The organism is Treponema sp. Marseille-Q3903 (assembly GCF_014334335.1).
Taxonomy (GTDB): Bacteria; Spirochaetota; Spirochaetia; order Treponematales; family Treponemataceae; genus Treponema_D.
The window spans coordinates 1,886,543-1,908,056 of the sequence record NZ_JACSEU010000001.1; the positions used below are offsets into that span (position 1 = coordinate 1,886,543).

At 32.1% G+C, this 21,514-nt stretch carries 10 protein-coding genes; all 10 read right to left on the reverse strand.

Annotated elements, in window-relative coordinates:
- Positions 1-3 precede the first annotated feature (3 nt).
- Entirely contained in the window at positions 4-2,031 is a 2,028-nt protein-coding gene (locus tag H9I37_RS08580; RefSeq protein WP_187382139.1) for a hypothetical protein, read from the reverse strand.
- Between the two features lie 160 nt (positions 2,032-2,191).
- Complete coding sequence (locus H9I37_RS08585) at positions 2,192-2,707, reverse strand: NADase-type glycan-binding domain-containing protein (RefSeq protein ID WP_187382122.1); 516 nt, start codon at positions 2,705-2,707, stop codon at positions 2,192-2,194.
- A gap of 159 nt (positions 2,708-2,866) precedes the next feature.
- Entirely contained in the window at positions 2,867-3,289 is a 423-nt protein-coding gene (locus tag H9I37_RS08590; RefSeq protein ID WP_187382124.1) for a hypothetical protein, read from the reverse strand.
- On the reverse strand, positions 3,286-12,120 hold the full coding sequence (locus H9I37_RS08595) for a rhoptry family protein (RefSeq protein WP_187382141.1): 8,835 nt from the start codon (positions 12,118-12,120) through the stop codon (positions 3,286-3,288). Before H9I37_RS08595 ends, H9I37_RS08590 begins: the two co-directional genes overlap by 4 nt.
- Positions 12,121-12,473: 353 nt before the next feature.
- A complete protein-coding gene (locus H9I37_RS08600) occupies positions 12,474-13,520 on the reverse strand; it encodes an efflux RND transporter permease subunit (RefSeq protein WP_187382143.1) in 1,047 nt (348 codons plus the stop codon).
- A gap of 254 nt (positions 13,521-13,774) precedes the next feature.
- Positions 13,775-15,337 carry an efflux RND transporter permease subunit gene (locus H9I37_RS08605; protein WP_255422526.1) on the reverse strand — a complete coding sequence of 521 codons (1,563 nt, stop codon included), beginning with the start codon at positions 15,335-15,337 and terminating at the stop codon, positions 13,775-13,777.
- A gap of 28 nt (positions 15,338-15,365) precedes the next feature.
- Entirely contained in the window at positions 15,366-18,314 is a 2,949-nt protein-coding gene (locus H9I37_RS08610) for an efflux RND transporter permease subunit (RefSeq protein WP_187382148.1), read from the reverse strand.
- Complete coding sequence (locus H9I37_RS08615; protein WP_187382150.1) at positions 18,315-19,661, reverse strand: efflux RND transporter periplasmic adaptor subunit; 1,347 nt, start codon at positions 19,659-19,661, stop codon at positions 18,315-18,317.
- The gene (locus tag H9I37_RS08620; RefSeq protein ID WP_187382152.1) at positions 19,643-21,025 is read right to left on the reverse strand and encodes a TolC family protein; all 1,383 of its coding nucleotides are present in this window, start codon (positions 21,023-21,025) and stop codon (positions 19,643-19,645) included. Before H9I37_RS08620 ends, H9I37_RS08615 begins: the two co-directional genes overlap by 19 nt.
- Positions 21,022-21,510, reverse strand: coding sequence for a hypothetical protein (locus H9I37_RS08625; RefSeq protein WP_187382154.1), 489 nt, complete (start codon positions 21,508-21,510; stop codon positions 21,022-21,024). Before H9I37_RS08625 ends, H9I37_RS08620 begins: the two co-directional genes overlap by 4 nt.
- Positions 21,511-21,514 lie beyond the last annotated feature (4 nt).

Genomic DNA, 21,514 nt, shown 5'->3' on the forward strand with positions numbered 1-21,514 from the left:
ACTCTACCTCAATCTTGTATTTTGAAAATGTAGATGAATATTAGTAGTTAGTGTTCCGGAATTACCAACATTGCCAATCTGATAATTACTTGGAACAGGGAAACTCCATATCCCTGCATTACGCCCGTACGAATTCAAACTATTAATTGTGTTATATGCGTTTGAACTTCCTAACAGATGTTTATAATCGGTCTTCAAATTATTTGTATAAAGTGAAATATAATTACCACCTCCATTTGTATAACCATACGAATTATCGATTAAAAATGAACTGTTAAAAACTGAAACAACAGGATGATTATTGGAATTTGTACCTAAATCAACTGCAGTTCCATTTATTGAAGTAGAATGCATAGCCCCTTCTGGTATTCCCAAATATTCAAGACCTGCTTCATAAAAAGCTTTTGTTGTTATATATGAATATCCCACAACAGGACTTATTGTTCCATCTTTAAGATACTCATAGAGAATATTATTATTACTTTGCCAGCCAGTCTGATTATATATGTTTTCATAAATTTCTTTGGTAATATTATTACTACCCACATTTCCAAATTTTTGTATAGAATCATCATAAGCTTCGGCAAAAATATAAAGACCACTCATCATTGTTGAAATTATTTGAGAAGAAGCCAGTGTTTCTCCCATTAAACTATTAAAATGATAATCTTGTAATGCTGAAACCATATTTCCATTATATTTATCCAATACTTTATCCGCATAATTCACCTGAAAATCATAACTTGCCTTAAATTTTTCTGATGTTTGAATTTCGTTTTTATCTGTCACTTTCCGACCATTTGCACCTACAAAATAACCGGCTTGTCCGTTTTCACCTTTTACAAAATGATCATATCCTGCGTTTACAATCAATGAATTGGCTGCTTCCTGCGTTATTCCAAGATGTTCTGCCAAAGCTTCTGTATAACTTGTTTTATCTGTATGATGTAATAAACTTCCATTTTCATCAAAAAGATCAAACTGTCCGTCCCAGCCAATATTTCCATTTTCCAAGACCTTCCAATAATCAGCCGAATAATCATAATTATCCAATACATAGTCTCCAAAGGCTTTTATATCCCCTGTCTTCTTGAAATCTTCAAAGTAAGACAAATCTTTCTGTAAATCTGTAGTAAATAGTGATTTATCTGCGATAATGCCTTTCATTATTTTCTCATAATTTTTATCTTTTTGAACTTTATCTGCCATCACTGTGTGTCCAAAAACCGCTCCTACAGTTTCATTTATCTGTTCACTCTGTGTTCCTACAACTCCATCCCTATATGATTCATGTCCTAGTGTTATTCCCATTGCAAGCTTCTCTTCACGTGTCATGTTTTCTTTATATTTATTTAGATAGACTGTACGCTGACCATTTTCCATAACAGTTTGTGCATCGCCCTTTCCATCGCCTGCCTTTATCGCGGCTTTACCGTTCAATATATCATCAAGCTGCTGCATTTGCTTTTCATCTCCAAAACCGTACTGCATGCGTAACGCTGTGGCTGCATTTTCCATATTATTTGCTTTAGCAGCTTTTTTTATCTTTGAGTTCATATTCAGATTATTAATTCCTGCAAGTGCTGTTTTCAGATTTCCCATGCTTACATCCGTTCCGCCGGTTCCTATTCTACTGGAAAAACCTTTTTTGCCTCCCAAAGCTACTTCCAACAATCCACTGCTTGCACCTGCTCCAAAATCAGATATATTAAGGACATTAAACGTCGCCTCTCCCGTTAATCCGTATGTAACTGCGGTACTTGCAAGACTCCCTATAGTTGAATTGAAGCTTGAGATACTTCCTATCTGGCTTGAGTTGAAGCCGTCCAGTTTGCTGTGCTCAAGTCTTGTTATCTTTTTGCCGCCTTCACCAAGAACATTTTCATACCGTGCGCCGACTACAGCCTCGTTCAGGCTATTCGTTACAAGGCTTCCTGCAGTACTAGAGATACAGCCTTTCCAAGTGTCAAAGCTCTTCATGCTGGCAGAAAATGAATCCCAATCTCCTCCACTTTGTATTGCATTTACCAATCCATAATGCAAGTTGAAGAAAGAGGGGAAAAGCCTTCCCCTCGCTCGCACTTCGTTGCTCGCTACCCCTTCCAACGGGGGCAATGAAGTTTTCAGATGTTTGTACTATTGCAGTCCTTTTCAATTTGTCTTAGTCCGCCCCCGTAACGCCCCCCATAGTTTACTGTAGGATTATTCCACTTTTTCCCATTGCTTTTATAAAATCTGGCAAAGGCTCAGTTTTATCATAACGCCAGTCATAAACACCTTCTTTAATAGTATTAAGGATTCTTGCTGACATTTCCTCATAACTTGGCAAATTTGGATTTGTTACCAGTATTGAAGAAATGCAGGTGTCGTCATATTTACTGCCTTTATACACATCCTTTATTGTCATTCTGATCTTGTCTGTCTTTGCTGGCAGTTTTATAACGGTATATCTTACAATGTCATCAAGTTCGTACTCCTGTGCGAATTTTGGATTTTCACTTTCTATTAGTACAGTTTTTACCCTGCTGTTCTTTTCATACAAATCCATGCGTGTAAAGTCTACAAATCCGTTCAGTATCTGCATTTCATCAGACTTCCACTTGAACTCCATATCCAGATATTCGCCTATGCCATAACCCTTTACACCTTCTACCCAGGGAGGGGTTATTGAGTCGTAAAGAGTTTTATCATAGTCATCTGTATCCATATAATAAATTTTTTCAAGAATATTATTCGCCAAATACTCTACAAAACCGTTCCTAGTATTTTCCGATAAAGAAGATGACGCTTTGATTGATTTTATACCAGCATCATAAATTGCAACTCTGTGAGTCTCTCTACATGATTCTATATAGGTTTTATCGGATTATTTTTTGTATTCTTTCCACATTTTATAATCAAAACTTTTCCTATCATCAATATCACGAAACATTTCGTTTGGCATATCTACTCCATATTTTGGTCTAACAATAATGGGAATTATTATACCTTTTCCTTCTATGTAGTATTCATCTATATTAGATTCTTTTTTCCTCGAAAGAGAATTTTTTACAAAGTAACCTTGAACTTCTTTTTCCACATCATACGAATACTGAAGAAGAAGCCCCTCTTTTTCAAAAACTTCCCTTTTACCAGCTGTAATAATAGCAAATTGTTTTTCACTTAAATAATATAAAATCAGTCCTTTATCATAAATATTTGTAAAATAAGTTATATCTATATTAATTTTTTCAGAAAATAGCATTGCCTCCATAAAAAAAACACTAAAAATTAAGATAATTTTCTTCATGGTCTCAACTTTCCTTTTAAATGAATATTAAACTGGTAACCATTGTAAATACGAAGTTCTCTATATCGTTCTAGTTGCTTATTAAAGTAGTACGCACCTGTGCCAATACTTTGTTTACTATTCCAATTTCCAACATTTTTATCACTCATAGGTCCAAAGCAGTTTTCAGACCCAGCATTTTGACTCATAGAATGATATAAAGTAGATTTTGCTCCAGGTCTATCTTTGCCTGTCATATCAAGAGTACGCCCTTCCATAGTTACAGCACCATTAAACACTCCAACTTGGTCTACTCCATATGCATTTTTTCTCCATGGGTTGGAATTAACTAAATACATCTTAAAATATTCAGAAACAATGGTCTGTCTAGGATTATTTGTATTATCAATACTGGTAAATGCATTGTCAAATGTCTGTCGGGCAATATCCTTCCCTGTAAACACATCTTTCATCAAAAATGTAGCCGATTTATTATCACGGTCTTCAAAAGCAACTTTTTTTTTATCTTTATACCCGCCTTTCCCGTCATCATACACACTAAATGCATTATCTTCGCGGATAAAACCCAGTCCCGCCGTAAAGAATACATACTTTCCTGTATCCACTTCCCTATAAACTCCAAGACTGTCATTTTGTTCCAAACCAGGAATGGTTAGATTTCCACCACTCCATTTTGATGTTGATGAATCCCAGTTGGCGCCATTTTTTGTCAATAAATACTCAGCTATCAATTTTTCTTTATTGTTTTCAAATATTGACTTATGTTCAGAAGAAGGAATTTTATCAATATCAAGTCCTGTCACACTTTTAATTACTTCATCGGGTATTTGTCCCAAACTGTCTATTGTTCCACCTAACATTTTTTGAACATTTTCAATACCAATGGCATTTAATAATGCAAGGGATTTGGAACCCGTAAAATCAGATCCTTCAATTTTTTCTGGTATATAGTCACCTTTTTCATCGACGATTTCTCTTGAAAAATAATAATTTCCATCATCTTCAATAGAGCCGTCAAGCTTAAATAACCAATAATCCGCAGAATAATCATAATTATCACCTACATATTTTCCAAATGCGCCCCAGTCACCGGTTGCGAGCGCATAGTCAAAGGCCGTCATGTCGTTTTTCAGGTTTACGTCTGTATTTATAAGACCAGTCATCATGTCCTTGTACATGCTGTCGCCCTGCATTCGTTTTGCAAGGGCTGTGTGTCCCAGAACAGCTTCCGCAGTCTCGTTGAACTGACTCTGAGCATCTCCTACAACTCCATCCCTATATGCCTCGTGTCCTAGTGTTATTCCCATTGCAAGCTTCTCTTCACGTGTCATGTTTTCTTTATATTTATTTAGATAAACTGTACGCTGACCATTTTCCATAACAGTTTGTGCATCTCCATTACCGGTACCGGCTTTCAAACCTGATTTTCCATTGAGAATATCATCCAGTTGTTTCAACTGCTTCTCATCTCCAAAACCGTACTGCATACGTAACGCTGTGGCTGCATTTTCCATATTATTATTGGCTGCTGCTTTCTTAATCTTTTCGTTCATCTTAAGGTTATTGATTCCTGCCAGTGCAGTCATTAAACTACCTCTGCTTACATCTGCTCCGCCGGTTCCTATTCTACTGGAAAAACCTTTTTTGCCTCCCAAAGTTACTTCCAACAATCCACTGCTTGCTCCTGCTCCAAAATCAGATATATTAAGGACATTAAATGTCGCCTCTCCCGTTAATCCGTATGTAACTGCGGTACTTGCAAGACTTCCGATTGTTGAATTTAAATTTGAAATACTTCCTATCTGGCTTGAGTTGAATCCGTCCAGTTTGCTGTGCTCAAGTCTTGTTATCTTTTTGCCGCCTTCACCAAGAACATTTTCATATCGTGCGCCGACTACAGCCTCGCTCAGGCTATTCGTCACAAGGCTTCCTGCAGTGCTTGAGATACAGCCTTTCCAGGTGTCAAAGCTCTTCATACTGGCAGAAAATTTGTCCCAATCTCCTCCACTTTGTATTGCATTTACCGTTACTGTGCTGGTTACACTCGTTGCAGCACTTACTCCAGTCTTTGCTACCACTCCTCCTATCCCACTTAATCCCGAAACTGCAGCTCCTGCTCCCGCTCCCAACACACTTATCGCACTTGTTGCCGCACTCGTTGCAAGCTGCTTTCCTATCTCTTCAGGACTTTTATATTCTCCTGCTAAATCAAGTAAGGCAAAAAGACATTCATTTGTAAATGTTATCGCTGCTCCTATAGCTGCTACCGCCATCGCTCCCAGAACTGCTGATGAACCTACTGTAAACGGACTTGCTACTGCTCCTACTATTGCCGCCGCCGCTGCTGCCGCTACACAGGCTACTGTACGAATGCTTGGAGGTTCAAAGCCAAGGAAATCTCCAGACCAGAGTTTCTGATCCCAGCCGGGCTTAGCAAGTTCTGAAATTCCCTTGCCTTTCTGGACTTCATTCCATGCAAAATTGAGCATTATTGAGCCCATTTGGCCGGAACCGTCAAACTCTGTATTGTCGCTGAGTGAATCTGACGGATCTACATCTTTTATTAAAGTACCGCCTTCTCCAACCCAGATATCAAACTCGCCTTTTTGTCTATTGTCTCCTTCACCTTTTCCAAAAATCTGGATACGCCACTGTTCAAGATCACTTTCATCTTGAGCCATTGCCAATGCAAGCGATGCGCCTTCAAGGTTTCCTAATAAAGCAGTACTGATTGACACCTCTGGAATTGCAGTTTTAAACCACTGGAAACTGTTTACACGCTGAGTCTCGTGTTTTGTTCCCATCAAACTTGAGTCAACTGTTACAGTTCGTGAACTTCCATTTTTAGTCCACTGATATCCGGCACCTAAAACAAGCTCTTTTACATAATCTTCATAATATTTATTATAATTATCTACCATTTTGTAGCTCTGTTCAATATTAGCTTCAATGTTTTCTACAGCATGTGCAGCTGCAAGTTTGGAAGCTGTCGCTTCCATCTTTGATGTTATTTCTGCAGAAATATTTTGAGAAACCAAGAGTCCGGCAATCGAATCTGCGGCATCACTTGTATTCATAGCGGAAAGGCCATGTATCTTGTCAAGTCTTGTTCCTACCTCTGCCATATGGCTTTCAAGGTTTGCAAGGTTTGTACTGCCAAGAAGCTCACTTACATAATAATCTGTATCAAATGAGACTCCATTCATTTTTTCAAGTGTAATATTTCTTGCCTTTTCCAATGACTTACTTGCCAACTCTGCAGTCTTTTCCTCTGTAAATGATGTCTGATTAGCGGCTTCGACATACATTGTTGTAATCCATTCCTGTTTATCATTCAGAAAGTCATCATAGTTGTTCTGCCACTCTTCTGTATTTTTCTGATATGCTTTTAAGAAATCTCTCTTCCATGTATTATACACTGCATTTAATTTTTCTTCTGCCTTACACCATTCAACTCTTGATGCATCTCTTATATCATATATTTGATTTAAGACATTGTTATTTTGTGTTACAAAAGAATTCTTACCATAATTAAGTTCATTTTTATATTCTTCTAGTTTAGCATTCTTTCTATTTTCAAGAACATCAGAATAATTTACATACCAGTTGTTCAGCATTTCTGATATATATATTTCTGCCGCTCTATTTTCATTTGTAAAGATTTTTGAGTTGCCATTTACATAAGATTCAAACAAAGTAGACAATGATTCAGTACGCCTACTTGAATTAAATGTATTAGCGCCCCAGGTCTTGTCTGCCAATGTTTTCAGATAATCTCTGTCTGCTGTAACTGTCAATGAATTAAATAATTGCTCATAGGCTTCTGAAGCTGCATTTCGTTCTGTAACGGTAAGTGTGAGGTCAGAAGCTTTTATTGCAAGTTCTCTCAATTTTTCTTTACTTTCTTTTGAAATCGCAATTCCTTTATTTACTTCTGCTTCATAAAGTTTTGAATAATTATACTGACTGCTGAACAATGTATTCTGCTCATTTTCCAGCAACGTTTTTGCCTGAGCTGCCTCGCTCTGGAATGCAACTACAGCAGCTTTCATTGCCTCAACTACATTTTTATACTCTGCATCATCATTTATCTTGCCAAGAATAGTATCTATATCAACCTTAGCTTTTACATCATCTGAAAGAATAGCACGAATTGTCTTCTTCAGCTGGCTGCCTTTCACATTTTCGTCTGTTGGAGTATCTGAACCAGTTGAAATCTTGTAGAAATTCTTTTTAGCGTTATTCATTGTTTCTTTTGAAGAAGTTATACCATTTACGCTGTTTTCAAATTCTTTGTAGTGGCTATCATAAATTGACGAAACTCCAGTTTTTGCATTTTTCATTGTATCAGATGCTTCTTCTGCCCATCGTCCTTCTGCATCAAGTCCTCTGAATAATCCCCACAAAAACCATTTTGAGAACCAGTGATCAGCTTTTATACCATCAAGCCAACTTTCTACTCTTCCATATGCATATTCTTTTACTGTATTTGTTTCGAGTTTCTCAATATTTGATGAATATTTTCCAGAAATATTTCTGAAAAGAATACATTTTGCAATATCTGTTGAACTTACAGAATTGTAACAAGTGCTTAAATATGACACTACAGCATTCTTAAATGTTTCGCCTACATTATTGCCATGCTGTTTGCTATATCCATTTACATAAAAATCGGCCAGATTCACACCATCAGCTAATACTGCAAAAACATCTTCATTAGAATCATTCTCAACGAACCCCTTATTAGAGACTACGAAATATTCGTAATAAACTGCAGCCGCAATTACCTGCTTAAAATATGATGGATTATCCTTCATACTATTAAACCACTGCTCTGCTTCTATTTCACAAGCAGTCTTTGGAATTGTTCCAAGGGTAACAGTTTTTCCGTTTGAATTTTCGTATTTCTTATTATAAAAACAGTCTGAAGCTTTTGTTTCTGCATTTCTATTAAGTTCATAAGAAACACTGATATTATTCTTACTGTCTACTGTAACTACAGTTTTTACACCTTTAGCACAACTATTATCCTTTGCAGAACCTATCAAAGACATCCTTGCATTCTCTACATTCTGTTCTGCGCGCTGCAATTGAGCATACGCTTCCTGTGCTTTTTCTGCAACTTCATAACTTATTACATAAGCTTCATAATAAAGCTTGTCTTTATCCTTGAAGTCTTTGATTAAAGCAGTGTCCGATTCTTCGGTCTTCTTTGTTTTAACCTCATTGAGAATATCTAATGAAAGTTTCGCTCTATTGTAAGAATACTGTACACTGCTTAATTTTTCTTTAGGTGTAATGTAGTCAGAGCCGGCTGTGTCTCCGATGTTTTCAAGATAGATACTCTCAGCCCAGTCATAAACTGCCTCTGCGGCTCTTAGTTTTTTTCGTGCTTCTAATACATCTCTATAAAATCCATTTACTTTTTCTATCTGATTATTATAGGCATTGCCCACATTTTTCAGGTTAGTAACTGCAGTCTCATAACCTTTCCGCATTGCTTGATATTCAAATTCTTTTGATGCGATTTCATCTATCTTCTGCTGAGCTTGCTGCTTTATCTGGTTTTTAGAAAGAGTATATTTTGAGTAAATCTCTGCGTATTCGCTAAGTGAGGATTCTAGTTTTGCAAGAGTCTCTAAATTCTGGTTATATGATGTATAGTCAATTGTTTTATTCTTCGCATTTTCAATTGCTGTTAATTCTGAACTAAAGAATTTTCTCTCATTTGCAACTTTTGCGTCAAGTTCTGCCTGATGGGTAGTCTTCCAGTTATTTACTGTCTGCGCATATTTTGTTTTTTCATCATCACTTAAATGCTCAGATGCGCAGAACTGTGTATTCTTAATTTTCTCATACCAGTTGTCAATCTCACTTGAATGGCTTACAGTGTATTTTAAGAAAACCAAAGTCCAGTAAGTTTTGGTATAGTCATCAGCTTCATCTTCCGAAAGCGTTTGTACATCAGTTCCATTTATTATTGTTGTAAGGTTTTCAATTTTTGATTTTACTTCTGCATCGTTATAACTGCTACTTATTCTATATCTGAAAGCTTCGCTATATAAATATGCATTAATATACTTTGTAAGCGCGGATTCTGCTGTTTTTGTTGTTTTTATTTCTTCATTTGTCTTTTTATACAAATCACATATATAATCTATTACTTCAGTATAGCCAGACTCGGCTTTTTTCGTATTATTATTCAATTCAGATGCAATTTCACTTCTAGTTTGTTCATAAATGTTTTTTCTATATGCACAATTATTCAGACGGCCTTCTTCATCCAGCCCATCATTTTTAGATATTAATTTTGCTCTTAAATCTTTTGAGTTCTTTCTATCAGCTACAAGAAGATTATAAGAATACTGTAATTCCGCATCTTCAAAAATATAATTTTTTGAAAGTAATAGTTTTAATTTCTCATCATCATTTAATATAGTTACAGTATTTTCTGAATCTGCTAAAGCATTTTCTATTGTTTCAATTAATTCTTTATTACTGTCTTCTTTTATTTTTAGAATGCTAATTACATCTTGTACATAAGAATTAAAATCATTGCTGTATGATATTGTAGAATAAGTATTCTTGGCGTTTCCCTGAGCTGCACTTACTTTTATTTCTTCACAATTTTTAAGATAGTCAAAATCTGCTTTCAGAATATTTACATAATGCTCAACACAATAAGCCTTATATTCAATTGAATATTCACTCTTTGAAAGAATCGTATCAAGCTCAGAAGCTTTATTTCTGATATCTGTAACAACGTTATCATTTTGTCCATAAGTAGCGCCAAGTTCAGCCAATAACACATTAATGGTCATGTAATAGCCATTTGTTTCAGTTGTGATTGCATCTCTAACAGCCGAAAGATAACTAATTATTGTATTTTCAGAATTAATATAATCAGCCTGCTTTGATATTAAATCATCATATTCCTGTAGAACACTATTTGAATATCCTACAAAACTCATTTCCTTTTCAGCGTCCCTCAACTGTTCTAGGACTTTTTCGTAATCATCGATAGATTTTTTTATCTGCTGTGTTACTGTCTTTATATTTACACCCTGGTCGATTGCCTGTAATGCCTCATATTCCTTTGTCAGTTTTTCTATTTCGCTTCGTTTTGCACTAAGCTGTTCATTTATTGTATTTAACTCTGCAGCCCTTTCCGAAATGGTATTATTTAAACCGCCTAGTTTTCCACTCTCTGTAGTATATGTGTTGAAAGCATCTTCGTATGCTTTTTCTGCCTGCTCTTTATCTGTTTTTGTTTTTGCCGCGGTGTCTCTACTTGCATCTGTTGTTTTTGCGTACTGTTCAACTTTCTGATTTACATACAATTCTTCTTCCCAGTATTGTACTAATTTTTCTGCTTCGCTTATTTCTATTTCAAGTTCTGACTTGAATAAAACTTTATCTCTATCACCTGTAAAATTATAAATATCTTTCAGTGTATTTTTTATCTGTTTCTTGTAATAAACTATCTGATCTATCCACTCTGCGCAGGTCTTCAAGGCTTTCAGCCTCTTTACTAATTCATCACTGCCCTGAATTGTTTCTGCTAATTTTATTAATGTATCAAGATTACTTAAATCGGAATTTAAAGGATTATTTGGTTCATTAAAACTATTTTTATTATCGTTTATTAATTTATTTAATGAATATTCTGTAGGATTGGTAAAAAAACTAAATATTGTGTTGTTCTTTGGCATCCAGCTATTCACTATAGCTGCTAGGTCATTTTTTAACTGCTTTGATTTTTCTTCGGTAAATGTTTCTACATTAAAATCGTAGGATATTCCATTTACTCTGGTTATGTTATCCTCTGTCTTCCAATATGAATATAGCCCATTATAATTTGTACTCCATACTCCATACCAACTCTCAATTCCTTCTTTTGCCATAACTAAAGCAGATCGTAAACTGTTATATAAAGTTATCTGGCTTTCAGCAATTTGCAGCATTCTTGTTTTTTCACTGGCAAGTGCTGCGTTATATGAATTATACATTTTAATTATTGTATTTTCATAATCGATATTTTTCTGTTCAATTTCTTTTTGAGTTTTCTTTATTCTTTCATTTATGCCCTCTTCCCATTCTATTCTCTTTTGTCTCAATTCCGCATATGCTTCCGCCCACTTCTGTTCGCTTTCCTGGAATGTTATAGAGGCCTCTTTTTCCCATTCTTGACGACTTTTTAAAAATTCAGTTTCCGCATCTTCCCAAACTGCTAGGCCTTTATTAAATACTGTTTTAAAATTCTCAAGCAAATCTGAAACTTCCACATCATCAACACTTTCTCTTTTCAAAGATTTTTCAAGACTTGTAAAAAGAGTTTCCATTGCGGCATCAGAGACTGTTAATGCGTCATCTGCAAGTTCTTTTGCAATTACTTTAGCAGCATCTGCTGATTTTTCTGCTTTAATCGATTCTTTGTCTTCTAGGAATCTAGCAACAAGATTACTTCCTTCGCTTCTTGAGAGCTGAATGCTTTCTGTTCTTAAAGCAGTACGGTTGTTTATTGCTACATTGTTATAAACATTTTCAACGTCTGCACTGTAAATTCCTTTTTCAAGGAGGCGCTGTTTAATTTCTGGTAACTGATTTAAGTTTTCTGTATCAAGTTTTTTGAGGTAGCTGTTTATTATATTCTCAGACTCTTCATACCATGATATCTGAAGTTGGCTTGACTCATTCAAAGAATACCCTCTGGTATCAAATTCTGCCCTAGATTCTTTTAACTTGTTTGCCAACTCATTATTTACTTTTGCAGACGAGGCTCTATTTACTTTATCACAAAGCCACTTAACATAACTTTTGTTCTTTTCCATTTCAAGATATAACTGGGCTTCATTTTTCTGCTTAAGGTATTCTTCATAGTCGTTTTCTTTTAAATATGTATTTTCACTTTCCCAATAAAGCAGGGCCTCATGTAAACCTGTCTCCGCCTTTTTCTCCCAATCAGATTCTTCATATTCTAATTCCGCCTTGTCAAGGTAATAATCTAACCGATTTTTACTTTCATCAAATGCGTGTGTAATTGCTTGGGCTGGTAATAGACCGGTTAGATATACCAGTACTAAAATTACTGATATGAATCTGTAAAATCTTTCACGAATTCTATTTCGTAATTTTTTTTCACACTAACCCCACTTTATTAAAATACTGATTTATATTGAAGGAATTATAATCCCTTATTGTTTTTTTTGTCAAATTCAAAAATCGGATATAAGAAAATACTATTAATAAAAGAGTTTAAAATTCCAAATATCATAAAAAATGCTATAGCTTTAGAAAAGCTATCTTTTCCTAAAATATATAATGGAATTGAACTTATAATTGTTGTTAGCGAAGTAACAATTATACTCTTTATCTTATTACGTACCTTAAACAAAACATTTTTAAAATGCTTCTGATATATATATTGCATTGTTAATACTATTCCAGATAAAATAATTATTCCTATAATACCTCCAAGCTCCAAGGGGCTTCTAAATATCATTTTTATTGCAAGAGGAAGAACTATAGAAACAGGAATAATTGAAATTATCTTTATTGCTTTTATAAAATTTTCTGTCAGAAATACCATCAAAATATAAACAGCGATAATACTTAGTAAAAGAATAGTAAACATTAACTTATAGTTTCCTGACAATTTGTTTATTTCATAACTAAAAGAAAAACCATAACCTTTATCAAGATTTAATATATTTAATAATTGCTCTATCTGCTCTCTTGCCCTATCTGTACTTAATCCAGATGTTTCAACTGTAAAATATGCTGCTCTGCGTCCATTTTTTCTATATATTTTGCTAACACCAGAAGTTTTTGTAATTTCACCAAGAGACTTCACGTTTACACTTCCGTTTGAAACTGGAACAAATAAATTTTTTATACGTTCAATTTCAAGATGCTTTACATTTTTACCAACTACCCTTATATCATATTCTTTTCCATCTTGAATCCATTTATCAGCTACTGGTCCAAACAATAACCATCTAAGTGTTCCAGATAAACTTTGAATTGTGAGTTGATTTTTTGCCAACACAGTTTTATCCGGAGTAAATTCATAATAACTCTCATCCTTCTTAAAATTTAATACAACTTTTCCAATATTTTTTTCACTTAATATTTTTGCAGCTTGTTTTGCATATTCCCGACATTTTAAACTATCATCTCCAAAACATGATATTTCAAACGTATTGTGTTTCTTTTGAAACTTCTGTTTCACTTCTGGTACATAATAGTAACCTTCTGTAATATAAGTATTTAGTGAATCCAAAAATAATAACACATCATCTCTTTTATATTTATCATAATATCCAATTTCTAATTCTACACTCCCTTTTTTGGCTTCTGTTCGAACAAATTTAATGTAATTACTGTTTTTAATTTGTGTAATAAGAAGTTCAATATCCTTGTCTATATATTTATTTGCTACATCAGGTTCATAATCAATTGAACAATATACAACGTTCGAATCAGTTACAATGATAAACTTTTACCAGAAAAAATAAAAATAACAATAGGTGTTATAGCAAAAGTAAATATAAAACTTTCAATATTTTCTTTATTAACAGCACCTAATACAATTCTATATGTAATCCGGATATATTTTCTTTCAATATAATTTTTAATAAATTTTTGTTTTTTATATTTTTCATTCGAATAAATAAATGCAGGGAAAAATACAATAACAAGTATCAAGGAAATTGATACCATATAAATAATTGCTAAGGCTATATTCTTCACCCCGGAAACAATATTATCTAAAAATATAAGAGGAATTAGAACAATAATAGAGGTTAACGAAGCTGATATAATCGAAGGAATAAGAGCAGATAAATTTTTCAAAAACATTTCTTTTGAAGAACTCTTTTCGCATATTTCAGAAATTACTAAAGCTGGATCAACTATTAAACCCAATGCAATACACAAACCTGATATAGTATATTGATTTACAGATAAAGATGTAATTTTTAATAATCCTATTGTCCATATAATACTTACTGGCAATAATAATAAAATAAGAAATGTAGTACGTTTTCTTGTAAAAAATAAAGGCAGAATTAAAACAATGCAAATGAAACTTTCCAGTAAAGATATTAGGACATCTTTTATCAAATTCTGCTGAATTTCACCATTATCATATAAGATATTATATTGATATCCTGTAAATTCATATTGTTCCAAAATCTTTTTACATTCTTTTGAAATATAAATGCTATTACCATCTGATGCTGATTTTATAGATATTGAAACACAATCAGTTCCATTTAATCTAACAATCTCATCTTCTGTTTTTGCTTTAAAATCTATATCTGCTAAATATCCTAAAGTTGTATATCCATCAGCAACTTTCACAGGTAATTGCTTTATTTCATCCAAAGTTTTTATTTTTGTATTAAATGATATTTGATCCTCACTATTTCCATATCTAATTTTTGTACCTGAATATATGCTATTTCCATCTTGTATTATTGTTGCAAAACCTGATGGATTTTGTAAAGCTGCTGCAGATTTTTCCGGATCAAATTCAACCAGAATCTCTTTCTGAGAACCACCAGTAATTAATACCTCAGATACACCTTTTACAGCTTCTAGTTTTTTCTTTAGATTTAATTCTATCCAATCTCTTAATGAATCTTTCTGTGTATCTGCTGGAAAAGCAATACAAATTATACTTTTTGAATTTGAATCAGAAGAATAAATTCTTGGTTTTTGGACATCTGAAGGAAGATTATTATATAAATTATCCACTATGTTTCTTATTGCTAAATAAATATTTTTTACATTTTCTTTTTTTGAACAATATAATGTTGTAGTAGATTTGCTATATTGAATATCAGATTTATATTCCAATATGCCGTTTATTAAAATTAACTTTTCTTCTAATGGTATTGTAATTAACTTCTCCATCTTTGAAGCATCAATTCCAAAATAATTAAATTCAATGCTATAAATATTATATTTAGATTCTTTTGTTTCACCAATTTCAATTCTAGCCCCAGTGCATAGTATGATCGAAATAATGAGGAAAATAAACAACGCAAATACAGTGAATTATATAATCTATTCATTTTTTTTTTAATCTTTTAGAAAACTTAAATAAAATAGGTGGTATACAATATAGAACAACAAAATATGACAATATAAGTCCACCAATTATTGCTATTGCCATTGAACTTTGTGAATTTTTATGTAATGGATCAATTGAAAATGGAATAATTGCACAAATTGTTGTTAAGGTTGTAATTGTAATTGGTTGTAATTTTTTCTTACAACAAACAACGGCATCTTCATAAACCAAAATATTAGTCTGTATTATTGATTCATACAAAATAATAGCGTTATTAACTGTAGTTCCAAAAAGAACAATTAATGCAATTATACTATTAATATTTATGCTTTGATTAGTTATTAAAAGTAATAAAAACGCCCCTGAAAAAGCTGGTGGAATAGCAAGCAGCATAAACACAGGTATTATAAAAGACTCAAACTGAGCACCCATTACACAGTACAACAAAAATAAAACAAGAATAATTAAAAAGACAGCATTTTTTAATAATTCATTAAACTGTATTCTTCCTAATGAAATTACATTGTTATCATTCAATAATTGAGTTGACAAATTCTGAATTATTTTAGCTTCATTCCTATTATACCTATAAAATATTTTTTCATTTTCTGTATATTGTACTTTACCAACAGCATCGATTGGAACATTAGTATTTCCTATCATCAATTTAGTTTCTGATAATTGTGAAATATTTGAAATAACATCCTTATTGTATTTTATTATTATTGGTATTTCGCGACCATTTGAATAAAAATCATTTGCAGTCACACCTTCAAGAGTATCATATATTATCTTTGCTGTCTGAACAGAAGAAATATTAAAACGGGCACAAGCAGTTCTATCTGGTTCATATTCAAGTTCTTTTACAATACTGTTAGGAATATACTGCACTCCATTATAATCAGAACTGCTTACGATTGCTTTTAACGCATCTTCATTGTCAGCGAAGAGAATTTCTTCATCATTATTAATCATTAAAACTTCTTCAAGGATACTCATATCAGATTCTATTTTATAGTTTAATCCAGTATTCTCAAAAATTTGATTTAGTTTTCTTTTAGTATTTTTTGTATTATGAGTTTTAATCTGAATCAACAATCTTTCTTTTCGAGTTCCTGGATTTGACAATTCTGTATATGAATCATTTTCTATACCACCAATTGAACAATAATATTCAACATTTTCATCACCTTGTAACAAAGAACAAATATACTCAGAATTTTTGCTTATATACGAAAGTGAAACATTTTCATCAAATAGTATGTCCACAGATATATTATCATTATAAGTTCTAGGAAGTACTTCCTTTGGTAAAAGTTTTAAACAAATAACTCCAACCATCGAACAAGACAAAATAACAACTGGTATAAACCAACGTTTATGAGACTTATTCAATAAAGATTTTTCAAAACGATTTTCTATTTTTGAGAAATTTAAGAATTTACTCTTAAACTTATCTTTAGCTAAAAGAATTGTTAATAATGCAGGTATTAAAGATAACGACAAAGCACATGAATAAACTACAGATGAAATAACAGAAATAGATAAATCACTAAATAGCTGCCCAGTTATCTCAGACAAGAAGAAAAAAGGAATAAAAACAACAACAGTTGTAATAGTAGATGATATTGCTGATCCAGAAACCTGCTGCGTACTTGAATAAATTAATGCTTTTATATCCGGATATTTTATTTTATTAACACGATATTCAGAGATTATATTTTCAATGCAAACAATAGAAGGGTCTATAACCATACCTATTCCAATAGCAATTCCTGAAAGAGCCATAAGATTTATTGATTTTCCGCAAATTGTTAGTGTCAAAACAGAGAACAAAATACTAAGCGGCATTATGCTTGAAACAATTAAAGAAAGGCTAACGTTATGAAAAAAAATTAATATTATAATAATTGTAATAACAATTCCAACTATAACAGAAGCAAATAGTTGTTTTAGAGATTCTTTTAGTTGGTCAGATTTATCAATCAAAAAATAAAATTCATAATTATCTCCGTACATATTTTCCAATTCTCTAACTTCAGAATGAATTGCTCTTGATAAAATTGAAGGACTTACGTCACTTTTTTTATAGACACTTATAGCAATTGCATCATTACCGTTGTAATTGAAGAAAGTCTTTCTTTCTTGATTAGAATACTCAACTGTACAAATATCACGAATTAACAAAATCCCATTCTCGGTATAACCGATTGGAGTTTCTTCTATTTCTGAAATATTTTTGTATAAACCATTTGTTTTAAAAAGAAACTGCTTATTTCCTTCATCTAAATTTCCTGCAGGATATTCGTAATTTGAACTGCTTATTATTTCCGCAATAGACTGTAAACTTACCCCCATTGCTTCAATTTTTGTTTTATTCGGAATAACTCTTATTTCAGACTTATCACCACCTGCTATCGTAATTGAGGAAACTCCTGAAATTCGTTGTAATCTTGGTTTAATATCATTTTCGACAAGATATCTGGAATATTCCAAATCATTATCTTTAGAAATGATAGCCAGCATGATAGTTTCTTTTGAATAAGGATTAAAAATTCTTACAGAAGGTTTAGTACATCCATTGGGTAAAATTTCATAACTTTGGTCGATTAGCTCTCGACATTCTATCATCGCAAGATTTATATCTGTTTTCCACTGTAATTCAATTTTCAATAACGATAATCCATCTCGAGTAACCGATGAAACAGTTTTTATTCCTTTTAATGAAGCTAAAGAATCTTCAAGAGGGATTGTAACAAGTTTCTTCATTTCATCAGCAGGGATTCCATCAAAATCAGCATTAATCAATAAATATCTATCATTCATCTTAGGAAGAAAATCTACTTGAATAACATTTAAAGATACTAAACCTCCAATAATTAGTGCTAAATATACCATGAGAATTGATATAGGATGTCTTACTGAAAAAGATATTAGATTTTTCATTTATTTAACAATTTCTACAAGTTGCCCTTCTCTAATAAATGGAGATGGATTATTAATGACTACGTCATTTTTTGATAAACCTTCAGAAACCCAAACATATCCATTTTTCTGTTCTTTAATTATAACGGTCTTGATGACTGCATAATTTTTATTAACACAAATAACTTTTGCTGTATCATCTGCTCCCTGAATAATTGCAGTATTCCGGATACATGGTAATACTTCAGGATTTGATTTTTGAATTTTACATTTTAAAAACATACCTGGTTTAATTACATTTTTAGGATTATCGATTGAAGCCTTAACTGAAAAATTACCACTTTGAGAATCGGCAATTGGACTTATTTCAGAAATAGTAGATTTTATGTTTTTGTTTAATGAAGGTATTTCAATGTCTACTTGTGTTCCTATAGAAAAATTAACAATGTCTTTTTCCTGAATATACATAACGGCATCAACAGAAGATGTATCAATTAATGTAAGTACTTTCTCATTTTCTTTGATATATTCTCCATTTTCATAATATTTTTGTCCGACAATTCCAGCAACATGTGATTTTATTACCAATTCATCAATTAACAAATTTACAGATCTTAACTGCTGCCTTGCAGAATCTAACTGTGCTTTTGCGGCATTTACCTGAGCCTTTGAAGTACGAGTATTTAAGTCAATTATTTGCTGATGAAAAACTTCTGGATTTTCTGAAGGTAGAATTCCATTTGAAATCAAATCTTCTTTTCTGTATCTTAAATAACTTATTTCTTGTTCCTTTTTTAAGATTTTTAGTTCAGTTTCAAGGGAACTTAATTGCAGCTCCATTTGTTCAATATTATAATCTGTAACACCACCAATCTCATGTAATGATTTTTGATCCTCGAAGTTTTTCTTTTGAGCCTCATATTCAAGTTCTTTTTGCTTTATTGTTAACTCTGCTTTTTCCATTGACAGAAGCTTGCTTTCAACTGCTAATACAGATTCCTGATATTGTGCCGCTGTTAAATCATAAGATGCAGTTGCAGATTCTATACTACTTAGACATTGATCTTTTTGGATTTCCAATTGCAAATTTCTTAACCTTGCAACTACAGTCCCAGCTTTTATGTATTGTCCTTCTTTTACCGGTAAAGCACTTATTGTTCCTGCAACAAGCGAAGTTATATCATTTTTTAACTTATATGAAATTGTTCCAAAACTATTTAATTCATTATCTAATTGTTTATTTTCAACTGTAATTGTTTTTACTGCGAGTCTATTTTTTTCAACCTTTTCTACTTTTTTTTCACATGAAGTAAAACATAATGATAAGAAAATAACAATTAAAAAAAATATTATTTTATGTTTAAGCATTGTTTTAATCCCCCAAATGGTAAATCTAATGCAATCTCTAAAGTCCTTGTCAATTCATGAAAAGATGTAATTGATTCTAAAAGAGAGATTTTCTGTTCGGCTAATTCTTCTAACTGTTTAAGATAATCAATTCTTTTTAGCGTTCCTTTTTCAACCTGTTTTTCACTTATAATTAATCTTTTATTTTGTAAATCTACTGTTTCTTTTATTCTTTCGATATTGTCTATACTATCATCATAAGAAGCTATTTGCTGAAACAAGTTTTCATACATGGAGTTCACAGAATCTTTTATTGATTGTTTTTTTTGTTTAAGTTCAATATTCTGCATATCTATTGCTGCTTTATAATTTAATTGAGGGACTATATTTGAAGAAACTGCATTAGTGGAACCTGTCAGTTGACCTTTATTGTTAAAGCCAAAATCGGTAGAAATTGAGGCTGGTAAAAATGGATTATTTGGAAAACTAAAAACTAGTTTTGCAGAATAGGAAGGATTATTTAGCGGATAATTTCCTCCAGAAAAAGATATACCACCCTGAAAAGAAATATCAGGAATGAGCAATAACTTATTCTGTTTATTTTGCAATTGAGAATAATACAAAGAAGTTTCCTGCCTACGTAATTCAAGACTTCGAGATTTTAATAGTTGCCATAAAGATGTTGAATATGGTTCAAGATAAAAATATTCATCTAAATCTAATATGTTTTCTTTTAATAGAATAGCAGCCTCTGGTTCAAGGCCTAGTATTACCTTAAAAACCCTATATTGAGTTCGTAAATTTCGCTCTAAAATTTTTACGGAATCTTGTATTTTTCTATATGAAATAAGATATTCTAAATAATCATTTTCAAGAGCTAACCCCAAAGCAACTTCTCGTTCAATTATTTCTAATTGTTTTTTCGTGTTCTGTTCCAAATCTTTCTTAACTTCGAGAGTTTTTTCTAATAACAAACATGAATAATATTGGCTAATGACACTTGATTTAAAGTTTGCTGTTTCAATATCAACAGAATACAAATCACTTGATTTCTCGGCCTGATTCATTTTGTATGAAATATATTTCTTTCCAGCATCAAATACTGTCATTTGCATATTCATACTAAGAGTTTTGTTTCTACTGTCAGCACCGCCAAATCTTATATTATCAGCTTCCGTCCATGAAATATCAAATTTTGGCAAAAAATCTTGAATTGATAAATTTGCCACTTCAAGAGATGATACAGCATTTTGTTTTCGCAATGTATAATTGACAGAATTAATCACTGCAAAAATACTTGCATCTTCTGCACTTTCAAAAACAATTTGAGCAAATAAATGAGAAAAATATAAAAAAGAAATTATAATAATAACTATTCTTTTCATTTTATTTTTATATTTTCACACTTCTTTAAAAATGAACGAATTCTTTTATTCATATGTTCAATTAATTTATAATCAATTGTGCTTGATTCAATTGTGTCTGAACAATCCAAGGAATAAGAGCTATTAAATACTACTCTTTCACTTTCATCGATTAATGAATAAACAAAATAAATTGAGTTTTGCTGTCTGATACCTTTGTAATAAGATCGCTGTTTTATTTCCAAATTAAGATGCAAAGTGGAGTCATAATCTTTATTAATTAAATCAGATAACAAGGTTGTTGAGATATCCTGTATCTGTGAGATTAAATCACTATCACTTATTGTATCCTTTTTTACCTCAATAGAATTTAAACATATTGAATATTCAGTACTTACTTGTGGAAGAATATAATATTCTTTCTCTTTTGGAATATTAAATACGGAAACACAACTGGTTAATGAAAGACATAAAAATAATAACGAATATAATATAAACTTTTTCATATAA

Coding starts and splice junctions, on each gene's coding strand:
- H9I37_RS08585 (WP_187382122.1), bottom strand. CDS start 2,707: ATGGATACAGATGACTATGATAAAACTCTTTACGACTCAATAACCCCT.
- H9I37_RS08590 (WP_187382124.1), bottom strand. CDS start 3,289: ATGAAGAAAATTATCTTAATTTTTAGTGTTTTTTTTATGGAGGCAATG.
- H9I37_RS08595 (WP_187382141.1), bottom strand. CDS start 12,120: ATGGAAAAGAACAAAAGTTATGTTAAGTGGCTTTGTGATAAAGTAAAT.
- H9I37_RS08610 (WP_187382148.1), bottom strand. CDS start 18,314: ATGAAAAATCTAATATCTTTTTCAGTAAGACATCCTATATCAATTCTC.
- H9I37_RS08615 (WP_187382150.1), bottom strand. CDS start 19,661: ATGCTTAAACATAAAATAATATTTTTTTTAATTGTTATTTTCTTATCA.
- H9I37_RS08620 (WP_187382152.1), bottom strand. CDS start 21,025: ATGAAAAGAATAGTTATTATTATAATTTCTTTTTTATATTTTTCTCAT.
- H9I37_RS08625 (WP_187382154.1), bottom strand. CDS start 21,510: ATGAAAAAGTTTATATTATATTCGTTATTATTTTTATGTCTTTCATTA.